We start from the raw sequence: 22031 nt of genomic DNA, 5'->3' as shown, positions 1-22031 counted from the left end.
GGATACCTGTGATTAACGATGATGTGGGCCAGGTCTACGCAGAGCACAATGGTTGGCTCAAGCAGTGGCTATACCGCCGCCTGGGTTGTTCTGCCCAGGCCGCAGACCTCGCGCAGGACACCTTCGTACGCATTCTCCAGGCCCAGCAGAAGGCTGGCGCCAGCCTCAGCCTGCAACGGCCACGGGCCTACCTGGCAACCGTCAGCCGGCGCCTGGTCTATGACCATTTTCGCCGCCAGTCGCTCGAGCGCGCCTACCTGGAGATGCTTGAACAGTTGCCTGAGCTGTTCGCCCTGTCGGCCGAGGAGCAATGGTCGATGCGCGAAACCCTGCAGCAACTCGACGCCCTGCTCGACACCTTCAAGCCGGTGGTACGTTCGGTGTTCCTGCTGGTGCAACTGGAGGGCCTGACCTACGTGCAGGTGGCCCAACGCCTGGGTATCGGCGAGCGCACCGCCAAGCGCCACATGGCCAGCGCGCTGCAAGCCTGCATCCTGTTCGACGACGATTTCTGATGGCCAACGACACCCCACGCATCGTCCCGGACGTGGCGCGCCAAGCCGCGCACTGGCACATGCTCATGCTCGACCAGTCCGCCAGTGCCGCGCAACGCGAGGCCTGCCTGCGCTGGCGTACGGCTGCGCCCGAGCACGAACGGGCCTGGCAGAAAGCGCAACGTGTGCAGGAGCGCCTGGGCCTGTTGCCGCCACAATTGGCCATGGGCACGCTGAACCGCGAACGCCGCCAGGTGATGAAGCAGATGCTCGCTCTGGCCATCGCCGCGCCGCTGGCCTACACCGGGTTTCGCCAGCTCGCACCGTCGCCGGCCTATGCCACCGAAGTGGGCCAGCACCGCCAGGTGACCTTGGAGGACGGCACACGCCTGGACCTCAACACCGATACCGCCGTGGAGGTGGACTTCGATCCGCAACAACGCCTGATCAGCCTGCGCCGTGGCGAGATCCTCGTCGACAGCGGTGCTGACCCGCGCAGTACGCACCAGCGCCCGCTGCGCGTTGCCAGCGCGCAAGGCCTGCTGGAAGCGTTGGGGACTCGTTTCCTGGTGCGCCAGCGTGATGACAGCACGCAATTAACGGTGTTCGAAGGCGCGGTCCGGGTAATGCCGCACCGCGGTCCATGGCAGACGGTCGACGCCGGCCAGCAGCTGACATTCGACGTCGGCGGCCAAGGTGACATTGCCCCCGCTCGCGAGCAAGACAGCCAATGGACCCGTGGTCAGCTGGTCGCCGACGAAATGCCGCTGGGTGAGTTCCTGGGCGAGCTGGGCCGTTACCGACACGGCTGGCTGCGCTGCCACGCCAGCGTCGCGCAACTGCACATCAGCGGGGCGTTCCAGCTCGACGATACCGACGCGATCCTCGCAGCGCTGCCGGCCACGCTGCCGGTGAACGTCGACTATCGGACGCGCTATTGGGTCACGATCAGCAAACGTTGAAACAAAACTGGCCCGATTTTCATTCTCATTAGTCCTTACCTGTGGAACTGCCACACAATAGGGACAATTTTTTCATGATCCGCTCTTCTTCACCGGACGCCACGACCGTTCACGCAATGGAACAACCGCGCACGCCCCGTTACCGCCAGGTGCTCGCCCTGAGCACCCTGGCCATTGCCCTGCAAGGTTTCGCCTCGCATGCCTGGGCAGCCCCGGCCCAGGCTGCGCACAGCTACAGCATCGCTTCGGGTAGCCTGTCTCAGGTGTTGGCACGCTTCGCCAGCGAGGGCGGCATCACCCTGCAATATCCCTCCGAGCTGACCCGCAACCTCACCAGCCCAGGCCTGCAAGGCAACTACGGGATCGAGGAAGGATTCTTGCGCCTGCTGTCCGGCACCGGGCTGCAGGCGGTACGCCGCGGCGACAACGTCTACGGCCTGGAGCCGCTGGCCGATGGTTCTGCCGCGCTGAATCTGGAGCCGTTGAACATCAACGGCCTGCAGGACGCCGCTACCACCGAGGGTTCGGGGAGCTACACCTCCAGTGCGGTGACCATCGGCAAGGGCACCCAACGCCTCAAGGACATCCCGCAATCGGTCAGCGTGGTCACCCGCAAGGCAATGGACGACCAGCGCCTCGACACCCTCGACCAGGTGCTGGAGAAGACCACAGGCATCACTACCTACCAGAGCCCGTCCGGCGGCAAGTACATCTACTCGCGCGGCTTCGAGGTGGAAACCATCCAGTACGACGGCGTGCCGCTCGACCGCCGCTACTACGCCATCGGCAGCAGCTTCACCTCCGACACCCTGCTGTACGACCGCGTCGAGATCCTGCGCGGCGCCACCGGCCTGCTGCAAGGCAGCGGCAACCCAGGCGCGGCGATCAACCTGGTACGCAAGCGGCCCAAGGCCGAGCCATCGCTGTCGCTGATGGCCAGTGCCGGTTCCTGGGACACCTATCGCCAGTCCATCGACGCCAGCGGCCCGTTGACCGAGGACGGCAAGCTGCGTGGTCGCCTGGTGGCCGGCCACGAGGACCGCGACTACTTCTACGATACCGCCGAAAGCCGCAAGAACGTGCTCTACGGCATCCTCGAGTACGACCTGACCGACGCCACCACCGTCGCCGCTGGCGCCAGTGTCGAAGACCTGCACTCCACACCGTTCTTCGGTGGCCTGCCACGCAACAAGGATGGCAGCGCCGTGAACGTCGGCCGCTCCACCTTCACCGGCGCCGACTGGAACAAGTGGAACAACAAGCAGACCACCTATTTCGCCGACATCACCCACGACTTCAACGAAGACTGGCGCCTGAAGGCCTCCGGTAGCTACATCCGCGAAACCAACGACATTCTCTACAGCTTCGGCCGTGGCGCGGTCGACCCGGCCACGGGCGATGGCATGCAATCGCGTGCCTACCTGTACGATTTCGAGAACATCAACACGGGCGCCGACATCAACCTCACTGGCAAATGGCGCGCCTTCGAACACGAGCACGAAGTGGTGGTTGGCGCCAACGCCAGCGACCTGCGCACCGACGACCTGCAAGGCGGCCTGCTCAACCTCGGCCCGATCAACATCTACGACCCGGTTTCGCCACGCGAGCCCACCGAGGAGGAGATGCTGAGCACCTCCTACGCAGGCAGGTCCAAGGCCAAGATTCGCCAGGATGGCATCTACGGCGTGGTGCGCTACAAGCTGACCGACCCATTGACCCTGGTACTGGGCGCACGGGTCAGCAACTTCGAGTACCACTATGACCTCGATCGCCTGGACACCCCCTCCCGGGCCAAGGAAAGCGGCGAAGTCACCCCATACGGCGGCCTGATCTACGCGCTGAACGAGCAGTGGTCGGCCTATGTCAGTTACGCCGACATCTTCAAGCCGCAGACGGTACTGACCGAAGACAGCGCCCCGCTCAAGCCCATCGAAGGCACCAACTACGAGATCGGCCTGAAAGGCGAGCTGCTCGATGGCCGGGTCAACACCAGCTTCGCGATCTTCCGCGTCGACCAGGAAAACCGTGCCCAGTACGACTACGCCTCGGAGTGCGGCCAGCTCGGCCTGGACAACTGCTACGTGGCCGGCGGCAAGGTGCGCGCCGAGGGCTTCGACGCGGAAATCAGCGGTGAAGTGCTAACCGGCCTGCAGCTGTTCGCAGGCTACACCTACACCTCCACCAAGTACCTCAACGACCCAGGCGATGACATCGGTTCTGCCTCCGGTTCCACCTTCAACACCTATACCCCGCGCCACCTGCTGCGCTTCTGGGGCGACTACAACCTGCCGGGCGAGCTGAACCCGTGGAGCGTGGGCGCCGGCGCCAACATCCAGAGCAAGAACTACAACAGCAACTTCGGCGGTACCGGTGGCGTGGGCGACATCGAGCAGGCGGGTTACGCCATCTGGAACGCGCGCCTGGCCTATCAGATCAACAAGAACTTCAACGTCGCGCTCAACGGCAACAACCTGTTCGACAAGAAGTACTACTCCTCCATCGGCTGGTTGAACGCTAGCAACCAGTACGGCGAACCCCGCAACTACACGGTGACCCTGCGCGCCGATTTCTGAGGCCATGCCAGGCGATGGCACCGGTGCCCTCGCCTGGCCGGTCGGTTCATCGCCCGCGTGCGCTCGGCACGGCGCTTTGGTAGATTCGTGCCCCACGTGGCAATACGTTGCCTCCCACACGCACGCGGAACCGGCATGGCAAAGAAACCTGGCGAATCGTCTTCCAACTCCCCTTCCAGCCCGACCTTGATCGATGTCGCCAAGGTCGCCGGGGTGTCGCCGATCACCGTCTCGCGTGCCTTGCACCGCCCGGAGGTGGTCAGCAAGGCGGCGCGGGAGAAGGTCATGGCCGCCGTGCGCGAGGTCGGCTACGTGTCCAACATGCTCGCCGGCAGCCTGGCCAGCAACAAGAGCCGCCTGGTGGCGATCCTGCTGCCGACCATCGCCAACTCGATCTTCGCCGACACCGTGCAGTCGCTGATGGACCGCCTTACCGCTGCCGGTTACCAGACCTTGCTGGGCCTGACCGGTTATTCGGCGGAGCAGGAAGAAAAGCTCATCGAAGCCCTGCTTGGCCGTCGCCCCGATGGCATCGTGCTGACCGGTACGCTACACACCGAGGCCAGCCGCCGGCGCCTGGCGCAGTCGGGTATCCCGGTGGTGGAATCGTGGGACCTGAGCGACGACCCGCTGGACATGCTCGTGGGCTTTTCCCACGAGGCCGTGGGCGAAGCCATCGCTCGCCATCTGTTGGGCAAGGGCTACCAGCGCTTTGCCGTGGTCAGCCTTGGCGATCCGCGAGGCCTGCGCCGCTGCAACAGCCTCGTCGCCGAACTGGGCCGACATGGTTGCACGGACATTCCCACGCAGATCCTCACCCCGCCGGCCACCCTCGAGGTAGGCCGTACCGGCTTGCGCCAACTGCTTGAAGACGGCCAGCAGCCGCAGGTGGTGGTATGCAGCTCCGACACCATCGCCCAGGGCGTGCTCGCCGAAGCCGCCAGCCGTGGCCTGCGCGTGCCCGAGGACCTGGCGGTGATGGGCTTTGGCGATCTGAGCAGTGCTGCCAACGTGCACCCGCCGCTGTCGACCGTGCGCGTCGATGGTACGCGTATCGGCGAGCAGATTGCACAGGCGCTGCTCGAACGCTTCCGTTATCCGGACGGCCGGGGTGAACCTGTGCGGGTTGACACCGGGTTTTCTCTTATCGATCGCCAGAGCACCTGATTTTTTGGTTCTTCACGGATTGTTGGGGAGTTGGATTGGATTGGATTGGCTTGGCTTGGCTTGGCTTGGCTTGGCTTGGCTTGGCTTGGCTTGGCTTGGCATTTAGATCGTGAGCTGATCCATTGTGTGTAGCGGCGCTACTGGCCCCTTCCGCCTTTACGGCGGGTCCCTTTTTTCTTGGAAAAAGGGACGCAAAACCGCACGCTCCTGCATCCGGCCCTCCGCTTCGCTACGGGTCCCCTCGCTACGGCGCCTTCCGGGCCCGCGCGGCCTACGACTTGCTCCGCAAGTCTACATCTCGCGCCTTCGGCTACGCCGAAGGGTGCTGCGCACCTGGCCCTACAGGCGCCTACGCTCGGCCTCCTGACGTCGCGAAGTTAGGGGCGGCGCCTGCAATGGCGTTATCTTCGAAAGAGACACCGCGCTATCCGCTACAACACAAAGCGATAGGTAAACCGCGAGAGCGCAGCGATTCGCCTGCCGTTGCTCTGGCTGTTGCTGTTGATCTTGCTCTTGATCTTGATCTACCCGCGACCTCAGGAGGCCGAGCGTAGGCGGCTGGAGGGCCAGGTGCGCAGCACCCTCCGGCGTAGCCGGAGGCGCGAGATGTAGACTTGCGCAGCAAGTCGTAGGCCGCGCGGGCCCGCAAGCCGCCGAAGCGAGGGAACCCCGAAGCGCAGCGTAGGGGCCGTATGTGGGAGCATGTACGGGTCACCCTCATGGGTTACACAAAAGTTCGTTCACATAGGTGACAACACCTGAAGTCTTACATAACCATCATCGGCTTCTCGCTCATCGACCCTGCCGAGAATGATTGGGCCGAAAATAACATCCCACACCCCATCCCCGACCCGCTCCAGCCCAATGGTCTGGTGCTTGAGCACATAACCTACATAGATCCTCAAACCCCGGCGGTTGACGATGCCACTACAATCAGCTTGCAGGCTCTCGATATGACTGGGGTAAGTCATTTCGGGTAGTTGCTCCGGAAACGGGCGTGGCGAAGGCTGATAACAGGACGCCGGCGTTTTCTGCTTCAGCGCTTCGTGCAATCGCTCGTAATTGTAGTGTTGCCGAAAGCGGTCGAAGTGCCGCTGTTGAGCCTCCCAAGCCACTGCAGGCGGGGATGGAAGCGTACTTTTGAGTGTCCGGTGCATACGCTCGTGCCGACCATTTTGCTCCGGCCTGCCAGGCGCAATACGTTCAGGAATGATGCCCAGGCGCAGCCACCAAATGGACAGCTGGGAGAGGCCTGCGCGTCCTTTACTCGCAAACGGCACGCCGTTATCGGTTCGGATACGTTCAGGTAGCCCGTTTTCGCGAAAGACCTCAGCGAACACAGCCTGTGTCTCCAGGAAGTTCGTGTTGGCCATGCTGTGGCACGCAAGCAAGAAGCGACTGGCGTGATCCATGATCGTCAACGGATAGCACCAGACCCCTGCTCCTGTCAGAAACTGGCCTTTGTAGTCCGCAGTGAATAGCTGATTGGGCGACTCCGCTTTCTCCAATGGCTTGGGATAGACCGCTACACGCTGACGCAGGCGTCGCGGTTTGATCAGCTCGGCCTTCTTGAGGATGTTGTAGATCGTGGTCTTGGAGGGAGGCGCCTGGTCGGGAAAACGCGCCTGCAATGCTGCCTGGATCTTCTTGGGTCCAGGCTCCGTCTGGCCTTGACCACGCAGCTCGATGATGGCCTCGCGAACGGCGACGGGTACAACCCAGTCTTGTGTCAGCCGGCGACGACTGCGCTCCTCCAGGCCCGCCGGGCCCTCTTTCTCGTACCGCTCGACCCATTTGTATCCGGTCTTTCGACTGATCTCGTAGGCCTCGCAGAGGGCGCTGAAGCTAGGCGGACCCTGCAGGTAATCCGCGATGAAAAGCGTTTTCATGTCCATAGGTTTCAGCTCTCACCAAGGCATGGTCAGATCCTCGAAAAACCGACCCTGCCAGTTAAAAACTGTTACCTATGTGCGTGAACTGATTTGTAACCCATGTGGGTGAGTCATACCAGCAAGCGGTTTTGCGTCCCTTTTTCCAAGAAAAAAGGGACCCGCCGTAAAGGCGGAAGGGGCCAGTAGCGCCGCTACATCCCTCGGACCAGCCACCTAATCCCAACGCCCAAACCCCAGCCCCCACTAATCCATGAAGAACCATTTTTTCACCGACACAACGAATGCCCCTTGAATGATTGCGCAATCATTGTAAGATCAAACCCACGGCCCTCTCCCTCCCATGAGCGAATGGCCGTTTTTTCGAAACGGAAATGATTGCGCAATCATCAACGTGATCGCTGCAGTTTCCAACCGTGCCGAACATCACAACAAGGAAAACAACAGTGATCACAGCAACCCCCGAGGTACGCCGGACCAACGTCCGCTACCTGATCCTGGCGATGATTTTCATCGTCACCGTGTTCAACTACGTCGACCGCGCCACCCTGTCGATCGCCGCGCCTGCCATGCGCACCGACCTGGGCTTCGATGCGGTCACCATGGGCATCGCCTTTTCCGCATTCGGCTGGGCCTATACCAGCATGCAATTGCCGGGCGGCGTAATCCTCGATCGCTTCGGCTCGCGCCTGGTACTGGGCCTGAGCCTGATCATCTGGTCGACCTTCACCTTCCTGCAGGGCTTCGTCGACCTGTTCAGCTCGGCGTTCCTGGCCCTGTTCGTGCTGCGCTTCATGATGGGCGTGGCCGAATCGCCGGCCTTTCCGGCCAACAACCGCCTGACCGTGATGTGGTTACCCGCCACGAGCGCGGTTTGGCGACGGCGATCTTCCAGTCCGCACAGTATTTCGCCCTGGCCGCGTTCACACCGTTGATGGTGCTGCTGCTAAACAGCTTCGGCTGGCAACACGTGTTCTTCTGGACCGGCGGCGCCGGCATCTTCATCGGCCTGCTGTGGTTCAAGTTCGTGCATGAGCCGCGCCGCGACAAGCGCGTCAACCAGGCCGAACTGGACTACATCGAAGCCGGAGGCGGCCTGCCCGACATGGGCGAGATCAAGACGCCGTTCAGTTGGGCGCGCCTGCGGGCGATCTCCGCCAACCGCATGATGGTCGGCATCTACCTGGGGCAGTTCTGCCTCACCTCCATCACCTGGTTCTTCCTCACCTGGTTCCCTACCTACCTGATCGAGGCCAAGGGCATGACCTTGCTCAAGGTCGGCCTGGTGGCGGCCATTCCACCTATCGCCGGCTGCTTGGGTGGCATGATTGGCGGCGTGTGGTCGGACTGGATGCTGAAAAAGGGCTTCAGCCTCACCGCCGCACGCAAGACCCCGATCATCTGCGGGCTGCTGCTGTCGAGCAGCATCGTGGTCGCCAACTACACCCAGTCGATCGCCCTGGTGATCCTGGTGATGTCCATCGCATTCTTCGCCAAGGGCGTCGGCAACCTCGGCTGGTGCATCGTCGGTGACGTGTCGCCGAAGCATGCAATGGGCACCAGCGGTGCGATGTTCAACTTCTGCGGCAACATCGCCAGCATCGTCACACCAATCGCCATCGGCTTGCTGGTCAAGCAGGCATCGTTCGATGCCGCGTTGATCTATGTCGGCGCCATGGGCCTGCTCGGCGCCTTCGCCTACCTGGTCATCGTCGGCCCGCTCAAGCGTCTGGACGTCGATGCCGGCGACCAGCCGATAGCCACGACGCACACCTCCCCCACTTCCGATCCAGTTCGCTGAACCTTCACCCACTCGCCCATCAGGAGAGCCCTCATGCTCGCACAAGAACAACAACGCCCATCCGCCGACGGCGACCGCATTGCCCACGTCAAAGTGTCCTCGGTCTTCCTGCCACTGGCCAATCCGATCAGCGACGCCAAGGTGCTGACCGGCAGGCAGAAGCCGATGACCGAGATCGCCATCCTGTTCGCCGAAATCCACACCGAGGATGGCCACAAGGGCCTGGGCTTCAGCTATTCCAAGCGTGCAGGTGGCCCGGGCCAGTTCGCCCACGCCCAGGAAATCGCCCCGGCGCTGCTCGGCGAGAACCCCAGCGACATCGCCAAACTGTGGACCAAGCTGTGCTGGGCCGGGGCCTCGGTGGGCCGCAGCGGCTTGTCGACACAAGCCATCGGCGCCTTCGACGTGGCGTTGTGGGACTTGAAAGCCAAACGTGCCAACTTGTCGTTGGCCCGACTGCTGGGCGCCCAACGCGATTCGGTACGCTGCTACAACACCTCCGGCGGCTTCCTGCATACGCCCCTGGACCAGTTGCTGAAAAACACCGACCTGTCCCGCGAGAAAGGCATCGGCGGCATCAAGCTCAAGGTTGGCCAGCCTGATTGTGCGATCGACCTGCACCGCGTCAGCACCGTGCGCGAGCACCTGGGCGAGAGCTTCCCCCTGATGGTCGACGCCAACCAGCAATGGGACCGGCCGACCGCGCAACGCATGTGTCGGCGCTTCGAGGCGTTCAACCTGGTGTGGATCGAGGAACCGCTGGACTGCTACGACGCCGAAGGCCACGCGGCCTTGGCCCAGCAGTTCGACACGCCGATCGCCACCGGCGAGATGCTCACCAGCGTTGCCGAGCATGCCGAGTTCATCAAGTTGCGTGGCGCTGATTACCTGATGCCCGATGCGCCGCGAGTAGGCGGCATCACGCCCTACCTCAAGGTAGCGGCCATGGCCGAGCAGGCCGGGGTGATGATCGCGCCGCACTTTGCCATGGAGTTGCATGTGCATCTGGCGGCGACCTACCCGACCGAACCTTGGGTTGAACATTTCGAGTGGTTGGAGCCGCTGTTCAACGAACGCCTGGAGACCCGTGACGGGCGCATGCTGGTGCCGACACGGCCGGGGCTGGGGTTGTCGTTGAGCGAGCGGGTGCGTGGCTGGACCGCGCAGGTGGCGGAGTTCGGCAAGCGGCCGTGAACTGAGCCATACATCCCAGTTACCTGGTCCGGCCTCTTCGCGGCAGTTCGGCGCGAAGAGGCCGGACCCAATCCCCTCCCCCTGTTGTACCCTTTGTCATCACGCCAATTGTGCGTTCACCCAAACGCAACGATAAATAAAATCCGTGATATTGGTTCGTTGCCTGGAGCAGCCGATACTCAGGTCACGCCGACTCAGTCACCCCGCAAGGGACTGAACGATGGCGCAACAGAACAGTGGACGAACGCCCGACAAGACGTTGCCAAACACTGCATGTGCGCTCTCGACGCTTCCATCGGTACGGTGGCTTTCGAATCTGCCCTGGGTGTCTTCGACACCCCCTGAAAAACAACAACTCTTGAAGGTCGCCATGACCTTCAGCAGGCCAGGGGAATCACATGCAACATATCCAAGCTGCGTCTTTCGCTGAACACCGAGCGGTGTCGGCCACCGTGAAGCTGTATGTATGGGCCGCCATCATCCTCATCCTCGCCGAACTCATCGGCTCCATCAGTATTCCCGTCGGCCCCGGCAAGGTGGTGTTGCTGCCCATGGTCTGGGCATTGATCCTGGGCGCTGCAGTCGGCATCGCCAGCAAGCGCATGCCCGGCACCATCGGCGTCGATACCCGCGCCCAGGTACGCTCGGCGTCGATCCTGCAACCGGCACTGCTGATATTCATCGCCAAGCTCGGCCTGGTGGTCGGGGGCTCGCTGCCAGTGGTATTCGCCTCTGGCTGGGCCCTGGTGTTCCAGGAGTTCGGTCACTTCGTCGGCACCGTGCTGCTGGGCCTGCCCGTGGCGTTGTTGCTCGGCATCAAGCGCGAGGCCGTGGGCGCGACGTTCTCGGTCGGCCGTGAGCCAAGCCTGGCGATCATCGGCGAACGCTACGGCATGGATTCGCCCGAAGGCCGTGGGGTACTTGCCGAATACCTGACTGGGACGCTGTTCGGCGCGCTGTTCATCGCCATCGTCGCCGGTTTCATCACCAGCCTGAACATCTTCCACCCCAACTCCTTGGCCATGGGCTCGGGCATCGGTTCGGGCAGCATGATGGCCGCGGCCGCCGGCGCCATCGCCGCGCAGCAAACACCGGAAGTCGCGAAGGAGGTGATGACCCTGGCCGCTGCGGCCAACCTGATCACCACCACCATCGGCACCTACTTCACCCTGTTCATCTCGCTGCCGCTGGCGGTATGGGGCTATCGCGTGCTCGAGCCGCTGATCGGCCGCACCACCAAGGCCTCGAACGTGGCCCATGGCCCAAGCCACGACGAAGTGTCGCTGGAAACCATCGAGCTGGGCTGGGCCGGCAAGATCAGCGCCTGGGTCGCCGCCAGCGCTCTGGCGCTGATCGCCAACTACGTCGGCTACAAGACCTTGTCGGGCGATGCGTTCGCCGGCATGGGCATCATGATCTTCGCGGTGTTCGTCGGCGAAGGCCTGTGCGCGCTGTTCAAGCGCAAGCTGCCGGCGGTGTGAATGGTGTCGGTGGTGGCGATGTTCCTCACCTCCCCCGCCTGCCCCTGGGCTGCGGAGATCACCCGCCTGAGCAACTCGGTGAACATGCTCGCGGTGATCACGCCGATGCTGACCTTCGCCGGGCTGTCCGTGGCCAAGGACCTGCCAGCCTTCCGCCGCCTGGGCTGGCGCATCGTGCTGGTGTCGTTCCTGGCCAACCTGGGTACCTTCATCGGCGCGGTACTGATCGCCGAGTTCTTCCACTGACCGTTCAGATGAAGGGCGTCAGGGCGATGACCGCCACCGGTAGCGCAACCGCCGCCAGCACGGTCTGACAGGCGATGATACCGGCCATCAATGGCGCGTCGCCGCCCAGTTGACGCGCCATGATGTACGACGATGAGGCCGTCGGCAGCGCCTGGAACAGCAGCGCGGCGATGGCGGCCTTGCCGTCCAGCCCGAACAGGTGGCACGCGTACAGGGTGACCACCGGCATGACCAGAAACTTCACCACCGACGCATAGCCCACCGGGCGCAGCCACTGACGCACGCTGCCAAGCTCGAGAGCAGCCCCCACGCACAGCAGGCCCAGCGGCAACGAAGCCTGCCCGAGGGCCTTGAGCACCGGCTCGATACCTGCCGGCAGCCCGGTCCCCAGCGCTTGCAAGGCAATCCCGGCAAAGCACGCCACGACCAACGGGTTGAGTGCCACTTGCCGCAGCACCTTGCCGAGCGGCATGCGCCCCGCCGATCCGTACCAGGCGAACACCAGCACGCAAAGGATATTCACGGTAGGCACGATCGCCGCGTTGGCGACCGCCGCCAGGGCGATGCCCTGCGCGCCGAACAAGCCAGCCGCCGCCGACACGCCCACATAATTGTTGAAGCGCACGCCGCCCTGGAATACCGAGGTGAACGCCGCGTCATCGCCCTTGACCAGCGCCCGTGAAACCACCACCAGAATCGCCACCGCCACGGTCGAGAGCACCAGCGCCGAGATCATGCCCTGCACGGGTACCCCGTCGAGCTTGGCGGTGGCCAGGCCATGGAAAAACAGTGAAGGCAACAGCACGTAGTAACCGAGCCGCTCTGCCTGCGGCCAGAAGCTGTCGGCCACGAAGGCACGGTGCTTGAGCCAGGCGCCAAGGGCGATCAGCAGCGCGATCGGCAGCAGCGCCATGAGCAGCGCGTAGGTCATCGGTTACCCTCGGTGCGGTCGGTGAAGGCTTCACCATACGGGGGGCAACCTACGAATAAAATCGATTTAAACTTTCGTGATCAATGAGTTTTTCTGATGAGTGATCAGTGCGGCGCATGCGCCTGGACTGCCTGCGCCAACGCTGCCGCCAGCTTGCGCATCGGTCGGTCCTCGCGTTCGAGCAACACCAGGCGGCGCGTCTTCTGGGGCGTGCCGAAGGGCTGCGCAGCCAGTTGTGGCAGACTTGCCAGGCGCTCCCTGGCCATGGGCACCACTGACACCCCAAGGCCGTTACCGACCATCTGGATGATCGCTTCCTGGCTGTCGAGCTCCATGCTCGTCTGCACCCGCAGGCGCATCTTGCGCAGCTCTCGCTCGATGGTGCGCCCAGCCCAGGCCCGACGTTCGAAGCGGATGAAGGGTTGCGACTGCAGCAGCGGCTGCAGGTCCTGCCCGGTGTAGCTCGCAGGCGCGATGATCCAGAAGCCGTCTTCGTACAGCACGGTACTGACCAAGCCGTAGGGGTGTGGCCGGACGGGCTCGGTGGTGATGGCTACGTCGAGTTCGCCGGCCTCCACACGCGTGGACAGTTCGGCGGACATGCCGGCGCTGACGGTGAGGCGCAAGTTCGGGTGCTCCCTGCCAAGGGCTGCGAGTGCTGCGGGCAGTGCCCCGGCCAGCACGGTCGGCACCGCGCCGATGCGCAGGCGACCGCGCAGTTCGGTGTCGCCGCCGATTTCGCCAGCGATGCCGTCGTACAGGCTGAGGATTTCGCGGGCACGCTCCACGGCGATATGCCCGGCGTCGGTCAGGACTGGAAGGCGACGGGAACGGTCGAACAATGTGGCGTTGAAATCCTCTTCCAGCGCACGCACCTGCAGGCTGACGGCGGACTGGGTGAGGTGCACGGCCTCTGCGGCACGGACGAACGAGCCGTGCTGGGCGATGGCGAGCAGCGTGCGGAGGGCGCGCAGGGACATGGCAGGTTATCCGGAGGGCAGTGAGCTGAAGCTTACCAGCCAGTCGGGCTCAGAGGCGTGCCGTTATTGCACCTGCTGGGCAACCTGCCCGCCGGCGAACACGGGCCAAGCCCGTGCCATAGACCGCGCCGTATTCTTCGCGGGCAAGCCCGCTCCCACCGGACCTTCACGGATGCCAGGGCCGGCGCCGTATCTGTAGGAGCGGCGGTGCGGCGGTCCGATTTACCCGCGAACACCGGCCTGCCGGTGCCATCCGTCGCGGTGTGGAGGTAGCGGGCTTCAGGCCGCCGGCAACAGCTGCTCCACCAACCGGCTCCACACTGCCACCCCAGGCTCGATCACCTGGTCGTTGAAGTCATAATACGGATTGTGCAGCGCCGCAGACGGCTGCTCCCCGTCCACGCCCAACCACACATAGGCCCCCGGACACGCCTGCAGCATGAACGAAAAGTCCTCCGATGCCATGGACGGGTTGCAGCCCCACAGCACGTTCTCCTCGCCGACCGCCGCCACCGCCGCACGTCGTACCTGCGCCGCCGCCTCGGGGTCGTTCTCGGTGACCGGATAACCCACGTTGTAGGTCAACACCCCCTCGACCCCGAACGCCACCGGCAACTGTTCGACGAACTCGCCGATCAGCCCTTGCACCTTGGCACGCACCGGCGTCTGCAGGCAGCGCACCGTGCCCTTGAGCACCGCCGATTCCGGGATCACGTTGATCGCCTCGCCCGCCTGGATCTGGGTCACGCTGACCACTGCCGAATCCAGCGGCGACAAGCGCCGCGACACGATCGACTGCAAGCCCAGCACCAACTCGGCGGCAGCGACGATCGGATCGGCGCCCTTCTCTGGCATCGCGGCGTGGCAACCCTTGCCAGTCAGACGGATCTCGAAGGTATCCAGCGAGGCCATCATCGGCCCTGGGTTGATCACCACCTGGCCGGCCGGATAGCCCGGCCAGTTGTGCAGGCCATAGATCGCATCCATGGGGAACAGCTCGAACAACCCGTCCTCGATCATCTTCTGGGCACCGGCAAGGTTTTCCTCGGCCGGCTGGAAGACGAAGTGCACGGTGCCGCTGAAATTGCGCGTCACGCTCAAATGCTGGGCGGTGGCCAGCAGGATCGCGGTATGGCCGTCATGCCCGCAGGCATGCATGCAGCCGGCATGCCCCGACTTGTGCTGCGGCTCCCCCAATTCCTGGATCGGCAGGGCATCCATGTCGGCACGAATGCCGATGGTCGGGCCGTTGCCGGTGCGCAACGTTCCCACCACGCCAGTGCCGCCCAGACCTCGGTGCACGTCGATCCCGAAGCCCTCCAACAACTCGGCGACACGTTGCGACGTGCGGTGTTCCTGATAACCCAGTTCGGGCTGGGCGTGGAACGCCCGCCGCCAGGCCTGGGCGTCTTCGACAAGGGCTTTCGAGATCTTCATGCAGTTACTCCAGGTTGGCGCCGTAGCCGAAGTTGGCCGCAGGCTTGGCGGCCGTTTCGACCCATACGCTCTTCACTTCGCTGTACTCGCGCAGCGCGTCCAGGCCCGACGAGCGTCCGTAACCGCTTTCGCCGTAGCCGCCAAACGGCGAGCTGACGTGGATGGTCTTGTAGCCATTGACCCAGAAGGTGCCGGCGCGTACCTGCCGCGCCACGCGATGGGCCCGGCCCACGTCGCGGGTCCACACTCCCCCGGCCAGGCCGAAGCGGCTGTCGTTGGCGATACGGATGGCTTCTTCTTCATCCTCGAATGGAATTGCGACCACGACAGGGCCGAAAATTTCCTCCTGGGCGCAGTACATCTGGTTGTTGCCAGCCAGCACGGTCGGGTTGACGTAGTAACCGGCAACGTCCGGCAGCGGCACGCTGTTTTCTCCGACCAGGCGCGCACCGTCGGCCAGGGCGCCTTCGACCATGCGTCTGACGTGGGCGTACTGCTTGGGGTTGTTGATCGGGCCGATCTGGGTTTCCGGGTCGGCCGGGTCACCGATCTTGAATTGCTTGGCGGCCTCGGCCAACGCCTGGGTGAACTTGTCGAAGATCGACGCCTGCACCAACAGCCGCGAGCCGGAGACGCAGCTCTGCCCTGCCCCGGCGAAGATCGCCGCTTGCGCACCCCGCAATGCGACATCCAGGTCGGCGTCGGCGAAGACGATGTTGGCCGACTTGCCGCCGAGCTCGAGCACTGCGGGAATGCAGCGCTGGGCCGCCGCCACGGCGATGTGGCGGCCAGTGGCCGGGGAGCCAACGAACACCACCTTGCGGATGTCGGCTTCGGCGATCAGGCGCTGGCCGATGGTGTGACCGTAGCCGGCGATGACGTTGACCAGGCCTTTCGGCGCACCGGCACGCTCGACCAGCACCCCCACCGCCAGCGAACTCAACGGCGTCAGCTCGGAGGGCTTGAGGATGACCGCGTTGCCCGCTGCGATCGCCGGGGCGATCTGCCAGCCGCAGGTGAAGATCGGGGCGTTCCACGGGGTGATCTGCAGTACGCTGCCCAGCGGCTCGTAGGTCACGTAGTTCAGGTGCGAAGTCGGCACCGGGATCACTTCGCCATGCAGCTTGTCGGCCCAACCGGCGTAGTACTCGAACATCTCCGCGACCTTGGCCACCTCGACGCGGGCATCGCGGATCGGCTTGTTGGCCGTGGCCGATTCCACCTGGGCCAAGGCCTCGGCGTGCTCACGCACCAGCGCGCCAACCTGGTACATGACCCGGCCACGGGCCTGGGCGGTCATCGCCCACCATTGCCGCTGGGCCTGCTTGGCAGCCCTGTCGGCCCTGGCCACCAGGCTGTCGTCGGCGTCGGCGTAGGTCATCAGCAGCGAGTCGTCATGGGCGTTGCGCACCTCGATGGCAGCGCCCTGCCCGACGACGAACTCGCCGCCGACGTAGCTGCCGACGGTGCTGGCATCACCCCAGAACGGGCTCATCAAATCCAGAATATTGGCGGTGCTCATCGATTATTCTCCACGGCCGAACAGTTGGGCATTGGTGCGCTGGACGATCGCGCAGAAGTCTTCGTTGTCGGCCAGGGTCTCGGCGCTGGCCTTCCACAGCTGGGCAACGGTGCGCGACAGCGGCAGATCGAGGTCCATGGCGTTGCACAGGTCGCTGGCCAGGCCCACGTCCTTGCGCATCAGGCCCATGGTGAAGCCCGAGTCGTAGGCCTTGTTGAGCACCCAGGTGGGAAACATCACCTGGCTGGCACCACTGCGCCCGGAACCTGCGTTCAGGCCTTCGATCAGTTTCGCGGGATCGACGCCGGCCTTGGCGGCCATGTTCACCGCCTCGGCGGTGCTGATCAGGTGGCAGGCTGCGAGCATGTTGTTGGCGATCTTGGCGACGTTGCCGGCGCCGACGCCACCGACATGGGTACGCACCCCGCTCATGCCCTCGAGCACCGGCAGGGCTCGCGCCAGGTCGGCATCGTCGGCGCCGATGACCATCGACATGGTGCCGCTGGCCGCGCCTTTCGGGCCGCCCGACACTGGCGCGTCGATGAAGGCGATGCCCTTGGCCCGCAGCTCGGCGGCGACCTTGCGGCTGGCCTCCGGCGTGGAGGTGGTGGTGTCGACGACGATCAGCCCGGCGTTGCCCAGTTGCAGCACGCCCTGCTCGCCCAGGCACACAGCCTCGACATGCTCTGCCTTGGGCAGCGACAGGATCAGCACCTGTACGCTGCGGATAAGCTCGCCACGGTCCTTGACCGGGTTGACGCCCTTGGCCTGCGCCGCGGCCAACGCGCTGTCGGAAAGGTCGAAACCGCTGACCTCGAAGCCCTTGCCTGCCAACGTGGCAGCCATACCGCCACCCATGTTGCCAAGGCCGATTACGCCCACTTTGATAGCCATGTTGTTTTCCTGAGAATGCCATCCGAACCCATGGGTCGAGTATGGACAGCCCACAAGTTCACCAGCAATAATCCAAAAATCAGAATTTTGTTGCGATAAGCGCAACACAGGATAACCATGAGCCTGGTACAAGATCGTCGGATACTGTATTTCTTCGAAGCGGTGAGGCTGGGTAGCGTCAGGGCCGCAGCGGATGCACTGGATGTGGCGCCCTCGGCGGTGAGCCGGCATATCTCGCAGCTCGAACAGGAGCTCAGTGCACCGTTGATGGAGCGCCATCGGCGCGGCGTGAAGCCGACCGAAGCCGGTGAGCGAGTGCTGGACTACTACCGCCAGCGCCTGACCCAACAGGAAATCCTGCTCGACTCGCTGCAGGCGCTACGGGGCTTGCAGTCCGGCAGCATCGTGCTTTCGGTGGGCGAAGGCTTCATCGAAGGCCTGTCGAACGTGCTCACGCAGTTCTCCAGCCAGTACCCGAAGATCGAGATCCTGATAAACGTGTGCGGCAGCAACGAGGTGATTCGCCAGGTAGTCGAGGACGAATCGCACATCGGCCTGGTGTTCAACCCGGCCAACGACCCGAAGATCCGCGCGCACATCCGCCGCCGACAGCCGGTCAGGGTGGTGGTCAACGCCGAGCACCCGCTGGCCGCCTCGAAGAACCCCATCCCACTGGTGGGGCTGGACAAGTACCGGTTGGCACTGCCCAACGTCTCCTATGGCATCCGCCAGATCCTCACCCTCGCCGAGCACCAACTGGGCGTGGCGCTGACACCGACGCTGACCTGCGGCACCATCGCCATGCTCAAGCGCTACGCGATGCAGGGCGGGGTCACCCTGCTGCCGCAATTCGTCGTCGAGGAAGAGCTGGCCCGCGGGCAACTGGTCGCCCTGCCCCTGCACCATGACGTGTTCAGCCAACCCGAGGCGCAACTGATCACCCGCCTGGGCCGTCAACTCGGCGTGGGTGCGAGCCGACTGCTGGCCATGCTGCAGGAGATGACCGCATTCAAGGGATGATTCAGATCCAGCCCAGCCAGCGCCACCAGGTGGCAGCGAACAGCAGCATCAGCAGGTAGCCCACCAGGGTCAGCCAGATGCCGGTGCGCAGGAACTGCTTGGAAGTGAACGTCTCGGTGCCGATGCACACCATGTTTTGCGGGGCATTGATCGGCAGCAGGAAGCCGAAGCTGACCACGTAGCCGAGCAGCATGCTCATGCCCAGCGGATTGATTTCGCCGCCAAGCTGCTGCAACAACGCGATCATGATCGGCAGCATCGCCGAGGTCAGCGCCGTGGCACTGGCGAACCCAAGGTGGATGACGATCAGGAAGCCCCCCAACAGGGCAAACACCCACAGCGGCGACAGCGCTTCGAGCCCCAGGTGGGTCACCAGCAGCTTGGCCAGCCAACCGCCGGCACCGGTGGCCAGCACTGCGCCGCCCAGGCTGATGCCGACGCCGAACACCACCACCGTGCCCCAGGGGATGCGCGGTTGGGCCTGCTTCCAGGTCATTACGCCAAGGCCCGGCAGCATCAGCAAGGCAAGGCCGGCAATGGTCGTGGACGCGGTGTCGAAACTGTGCAGCTTGCCCTCGGTGGACCAGAACGCCAGCAACAGCAGCGACACGCACAGTAGCTTGCGCTCGCTGAGGGTCATCGGGCCGAGCTCGGCCAGGGCTTTGCGCACCGCCTCCTTGCCACCCTCGATGCGATCGGTTTCCGGCGGCATGACCTTGACGATCACCGCATAGAGCACCAACGACATGAGGATGCTCCACGGCGCGCCGGCGATCAGCCAGTCCAGCCAGGTCACCGACTGCCCCAGCAGCTTGTGCATGAAGCCTGCGGTCAGCAGGTTCTGCGCTGCCGAAGTCTGGATACCGACGTTCCAGATACTGGTCGCCTGGGCTACCAGGATCATCAAGCCCCCGCGAACGACGAACGCTTGTCGACCCCGAACGCCGCGATCACGCCCATGATGATCGGCACCACGCACGCCACACGTGCAGTGGCACTGGGCACGATGAAGCTGAGCAGGATGGTCACCACGGTGGCACCGATCAGCACCCGTCGGGTGCTGGCACCGACCTTGGACAGGGTGTACAGCGCGATGCGCTTCTCCAGGCCGGTATGGGTCATGGCCGCAGCGATGAACAACGCCGAAGCCACCAGGGCCAACGCCGAATTGGCGAAGCCGCCCAGGGCCATGGCCAGGGCGTCCTTGGTGCCTATCAACTGCTCGGGATGGGCCAGGCTGGGCGCACTGCCGAGCAGAAATGCCATGAACGCGAGAATCAGGATGGCGCTGACCTCGTAGGACACCGATTCGCTGATCCAGACGATCACCGCGAACACCAGGATGCCCAGCATGCGCTGGCCGGCGACGGGCAAGCCAGGTTGCTCGGGCAGCATCAATACCGCAATGCAGGCCAGCAATCCGAGCAACAGCCCCCAGGGCACGCTGAAACCTTCCGTGCTTCCGACATCCTGCGCCATGCGCCCTCCCTGCCGGGCAGCCATGCCCGGCACGCGACCCTTCGTTGACTATGGCTTGATAGCGATCTTCAGCACACCGTCGCGCTGATGCGCGAACAGGTCATAGGCCTCGACGATGTTATCGAGCGCGTAGTGATGGGTGACCAACGAGCCGAAGTCGGCGCGGTTCGACTCGATCACGCTCATCAACCGGCGCATGCGCTCCTTGCCGCCCGGACACAGCGCGGTGTTGATCTTGTGGTCGCCCAGCCCGGCGGCGAAGGCCGCCAGCGGAATCTTCACGTCACTGGAATAGACGCCAAGGCTGGAGAACGTGCCGCCCGGCTTGAGCACCTTGATCGCCTGCTCGAAGGTGCTGGGCAGGCCCAGGCACTCGATGGACGAGTCCGCGCCCCTGCCCTTGGTGAGCTTCATGATCTCGTCGACCACGTCGCATTGGTTGAAATTCAAGGTGATGTCGGCGCCCATGCTGCGTGAGATGCCCAGCCGGTGGTCGTTGCCATCCACCGCGATGATGGTCGATGCCCCCAGCAACCGCGCCCCGGCGGTGGCGCACAGACCGATCGGGCCCTGGGCGAAGACGACCACGGTATCGCCAATGCGGATGTTGGCGTTTTCCGCGCCCTTGAAGCCGGTGGACATGATGTCCGGGCACATCAGCACCTGTTCGTCGGTCAGGCCATCGGGAATCGGCGCCAGGTTGCCCTCGGCGTCCGGTACCAGCACGTACTCGGCCTGGGTGCCGTCGATCAGGTTGCCAAAACGCCAACCCGCGGTGGCCTTGTAGCCATGGCAGCCGCACAGGCCGCGCTCGATCAGGTAGCTGCCGTCCTGCGAGGGCACGCCGTCCTGGGCGGCATAGGAATTGAAGTTGGGGCAGATCGCCCCGGCGATCACCCGCTGACCCTCGGTGTAGCCCTTGACCGCGCTGCCGAGCTTCTCGATCACCCCCACCGGCTCATGGCCGACGGTGAGGCCCTTGGCGACCGGGTATTCGCCCTTGAGGATATGCACATCGGTGCCACAGATGGTGGTCGTGGTCAGCCGGATGAGCGCGTCGGTCGGGCCGACCTCGGGGATGGGTTTGTCTGCCAGTTCGATTCGACCTGGCTCCACGAAAACCGCTGCCTTCATCGTTGCCATGTTCGTAGCTCCTGAATGAATAGCTGTCCTGTGTCGCGTGGCCCAACCCGCTGAACACTCACCGGGGGCACGGCAGGGCTGTCGCAGACGCCTCAACGAGCTTAGGCCATCTCGCGAAATGCGCTATGCGACCGTGCGTCGCCCTCCCGGGCTTCTTCGCGGGCAAGCCCGCTCCCACAGGAACAGCGCCGCGCTTTGGTTCGGCGTTGATCCTGTAGGAGCGGGTTTACCCGCGAAGAGGCCCGCCAAGCCTCTGCATAACCCGGATGCGCTCAACGCAACCCGCGCTTCGCAGCCCACAGCCCCACGCCAACCCCCACCAGCGCGATCCCGCCCCAGCCACCACGATCCCACCCCGCCCCGCACTCGCGTAAAGCCAAGCCGCCAACACCGATCCCCCCGCCCCACCCAGGAAATAACAGGTCATGTACCCCGCGTTAAGCCGATTTCGCGCCTGCGGTCGCAACGCATAGATCGCATTCTGGTTACTCATGTGCACCAGTTGCACGGCCAGGTCGAGCACCAGCACCCCGATTACCAGCGCACCCAGCGAGCGCGCAGCCGCAGGCCTCGCTCATCAGGTACGCTTCGAGGTGAACCACGTGGAGCTGATGGCCGACTTCGTCATGCGCGGCCTGGCAGCCGGGCTGGTGCCGGAATCGGTGGCGGCGAACGTGCGGGGGGTCGTGGCGATCCCGGTGCAGGACGCGCCACGGCGCATCCTCTATGCCGCCTGGCCCAAGGCTGCGTCGCCTGCGGCGAGCGCTTTCGTGGCATTGCTGCGTGAAGGCATGGACAACAGCCTCGGCAATTGACCC

The 22031-nt window shown here is 64.2% G+C and carries 14 protein-coding genes and 4 pseudogenes; 9 read left to right on the top strand and 9 right to left on the bottom strand.

What is annotated here, in order from left to right:
* The first annotated feature begins 8 nt into the window (after positions 1-8).
* The 4 genes from E6B08_RS10605 to E6B08_RS10590 all read left to right on the top strand — a co-directional run bounded on the left by E6B08_RS10605 (position 9) and on the right by E6B08_RS10590 (position 5196).
* Complete coding sequence (locus E6B08_RS10605) at positions 9-515, top strand: sigma-70 family RNA polymerase sigma factor (RefSeq protein ID WP_136913950.1); 507 nt, start codon at positions 9-11, stop codon at positions 513-515.
* Positions 515-1456, top strand: coding sequence for a FecR domain-containing protein (locus E6B08_RS10600; protein ID WP_136913949.1), 942 nt, complete (start codon positions 515-517; stop codon positions 1454-1456). Before E6B08_RS10605 ends, E6B08_RS10600 begins: the two co-directional genes overlap by 1 nt.
* Positions 1457-1530: 74 nt before the next feature.
* The gene (locus E6B08_RS10595; RefSeq protein WP_136913948.1) at positions 1531-4029 is read left to right on the top strand and encodes a TonB-dependent siderophore receptor; all 2499 of its coding nucleotides are present in this window, start codon (positions 1531-1533) and stop codon (positions 4027-4029) included.
* A 135-nt stretch (positions 4030-4164) separates the two neighbouring features.
* Positions 4165-5196 carry a LacI family DNA-binding transcriptional regulator gene (locus E6B08_RS10590; protein ID WP_136913947.1) on the top strand — a complete coding sequence of 344 codons (1032 nt, stop codon included), beginning with the start codon at positions 4165-4167 and terminating at the stop codon, positions 5194-5196.
* 740 nt (positions 5197-5936) lie between these two features.
* Here the strand turns inward: E6B08_RS10590 and E6B08_RS10585 are convergent.
* Positions 5937-7091: an integrase core domain-containing protein gene (locus E6B08_RS10585; protein ID WP_136913946.1), complete on the bottom strand. Its 1155-nt coding sequence runs from the start codon at positions 7089-7091 to the stop codon at positions 5937-5939.
* Between the two features lie 497 nt (positions 7092-7588).
* Here E6B08_RS10585 and E6B08_RS10580 point away from each other — a divergent pair.
* The 3 genes and pseudogenes from E6B08_RS10580 to E6B08_RS10570 all read left to right on the top strand — a co-directional run bounded on the left by E6B08_RS10580 (position 7589) and on the right by E6B08_RS10570 (position 11807).
* Positions 7589-8886 (top strand): annotated as a pseudogene (locus E6B08_RS10580) (MFS transporter).
* Between the two features lie 33 nt (positions 8887-8919).
* Positions 8920-10080, top strand: coding sequence for an L-talarate/galactarate dehydratase (locus E6B08_RS10575; protein WP_136913945.1), 1161 nt, complete (start codon positions 8920-8922; stop codon positions 10078-10080).
* Positions 10081-10478: 398 nt separating this feature from the next.
* Positions 10479-11807, top strand: a pseudogene (locus tag E6B08_RS10570) (DUF3100 domain-containing protein).
* A 4-nt stretch (positions 11808-11811) separates the two neighbouring features.
* Here the strand turns inward: E6B08_RS10570 and E6B08_RS10565 are convergent.
* The 5 genes from E6B08_RS10565 to E6B08_RS10540 form a co-directional block, all read right to left on the bottom strand.
* Positions 11812-12738 carry an AEC family transporter gene (locus E6B08_RS10565; RefSeq protein WP_136913944.1) on the bottom strand — a complete coding sequence of 309 codons (927 nt, stop codon included), beginning with the start codon at positions 12736-12738 and terminating at the stop codon, positions 11812-11814.
* A gap of 104 nt (positions 12739-12842) precedes the next feature.
* Complete coding sequence (locus tag E6B08_RS10560; protein ID WP_136913943.1) at positions 12843-13718, bottom strand: LysR family transcriptional regulator; 876 nt, start codon at positions 13716-13718, stop codon at positions 12843-12845.
* Between the two features lie 279 nt (positions 13719-13997).
* Positions 13998-15155 carry a M20 aminoacylase family protein gene (locus E6B08_RS10550; RefSeq protein ID WP_136913942.1) on the bottom strand — a complete coding sequence of 386 codons (1158 nt, stop codon included), beginning with the start codon at positions 15153-15155 and terminating at the stop codon, positions 13998-14000.
* A gap of 4 nt (positions 15156-15159) precedes the next feature.
* Positions 15160-16677 carry an aldehyde dehydrogenase family protein gene (locus E6B08_RS10545; protein ID WP_136913941.1) on the bottom strand — a complete coding sequence of 506 codons (1518 nt, stop codon included), beginning with the start codon at positions 16675-16677 and terminating at the stop codon, positions 15160-15162.
* Positions 16678-16680: 3 nt separating this feature from the next.
* On the bottom strand, positions 16681-17571 hold the full coding sequence (locus E6B08_RS10540; protein ID WP_136913940.1) for an NAD(P)-dependent oxidoreductase: 891 nt from the start codon (positions 17569-17571) through the stop codon (positions 16681-16683).
* 117 nt (positions 17572-17688) lie between these two features.
* Here E6B08_RS10540 and E6B08_RS10535 point away from each other — a divergent pair, with 117 nt between their 5' ends.
* On the top strand, positions 17689-18591 hold the full coding sequence (locus E6B08_RS10535; protein WP_136913939.1) for a LysR family transcriptional regulator: 903 nt from the start codon (positions 17689-17691) through the stop codon (positions 18589-18591).
* A gap of 1 nt (position 18592) precedes the next feature.
* Here E6B08_RS10535 and E6B08_RS10530 read toward each other — a convergent pair.
* The 3 genes and pseudogenes from E6B08_RS10530 to E6B08_RS31090 form a co-directional block, all read right to left on the bottom strand.
* Positions 18593-20070: pseudogene (locus E6B08_RS10530) on the bottom strand (DASS family sodium-coupled anion symporter).
* 48 nt (positions 20071-20118) lie between these two features.
* Positions 20119-21213, bottom strand: a complete 1095-nt coding sequence (locus E6B08_RS10525) for an NAD(P)-dependent alcohol dehydrogenase (RefSeq protein WP_133331606.1) — start codon at positions 21211-21213, stop codon at positions 20119-20121.
* Positions 21214-21439: 226 nt separating this feature from the next.
* Positions 21440-21775, bottom strand: a pseudogene (locus E6B08_RS31090) (hypothetical protein); the annotation flags it as partial.
* Between E6B08_RS31090 and E6B08_RS31305 the strand changes: the two are divergent.
* Complete coding sequence (locus E6B08_RS31305) at positions 21705-22028, top strand: LysR substrate-binding domain-containing protein (protein WP_136913938.1); 324 nt, start codon at positions 21705-21707, stop codon at positions 22026-22028. The pseudogene E6B08_RS31090 and the gene E6B08_RS31305 sit on opposite strands and share 71 nt — an antisense overlap.
* The last annotated feature ends 3 nt before the right edge of the window (positions 22029-22031 follow it).

It is taken from the genome of Pseudomonas putida (genome assembly GCF_005080685.1).
Lineage (GTDB): Bacteria > Pseudomonadota > Gammaproteobacteria > Pseudomonadales > Pseudomonadaceae > Aquipseudomonas > Aquipseudomonas putida_V.
The sequence above is the reverse complement of the archived record's forward strand: the minus strand, read 5'-3'. Positions and strand labels throughout refer to the sequence as shown.

What these genes read in the sequence shown, in the direction of transcription:
- E6B08_RS10565 (WP_136913944.1), bottom strand. Translation starts at nt 12,738, where the DNA reads ATGACCTACGCGCTGCTCATGGCGCTGCTGCCGATCGCGCTGCTGATC.
- E6B08_RS10545 (WP_136913941.1), bottom strand. Translation starts at nt 16,677, where the DNA reads ATGAGCACCGCCAATATTCTGGATTTGATGAGCCCGTTCTGGGGTGAT.
- E6B08_RS10540 (WP_136913940.1), bottom strand. Translation starts at nt 17,571, where the DNA reads ATGGCTATCAAAGTGGGCGTAATCGGCCTTGGCAACATGGGTGGCGGT.
- E6B08_RS10575 (WP_136913945.1), top strand. Translation starts at nt 8,920, where the DNA reads ATGCTCGCACAAGAACAACAACGCCCATCCGCCGACGGCGACCGCATT.
- E6B08_RS10560 (WP_136913943.1), bottom strand. Translation starts at nt 13,718, where the DNA reads ATGTCCCTGCGCGCCCTCCGCACGCTGCTCGCCATCGCCCAGCACGGC.
- E6B08_RS10595 (WP_136913948.1), top strand. Translation starts at nt 1,531, where the DNA reads ATGATCCGCTCTTCTTCACCGGACGCCACGACCGTTCACGCAATGGAA.
- E6B08_RS10525 (WP_133331606.1), bottom strand. Translation starts at nt 21,213, where the DNA reads ATGGCAACGATGAAGGCAGCGGTTTTCGTGGAGCCAGGTCGAATCGAA.
- E6B08_RS10590 (WP_136913947.1), top strand. Translation starts at nt 4,165, where the DNA reads ATGGCAAAGAAACCTGGCGAATCGTCTTCCAACTCCCCTTCCAGCCCG.
- E6B08_RS10535 (WP_136913939.1), top strand. Translation starts at nt 17,689, where the DNA reads ATGAGCCTGGTACAAGATCGTCGGATACTGTATTTCTTCGAAGCGGTG.
- E6B08_RS10585 (WP_136913946.1), bottom strand. Translation starts at nt 7,091, where the DNA reads ATGGACATGAAAACGCTTTTCATCGCGGATTACCTGCAGGGTCCGCCT.
- E6B08_RS10600 (WP_136913949.1), top strand. Translation starts at nt 515, where the DNA reads ATGGCCAACGACACCCCACGCATCGTCCCGGACGTGGCGCGCCAAGCC.
- E6B08_RS31305 (WP_136913938.1), top strand. Translation starts at nt 21,705, where the DNA reads ATGTGCACCAGTTGCACGGCCAGGTCGAGCACCAGCACCCCGATTACC.
- E6B08_RS10550 (WP_136913942.1), bottom strand. Translation starts at nt 15,155, where the DNA reads ATGAAGATCTCGAAAGCCCTTGTCGAAGACGCCCAGGCCTGGCGGCGG.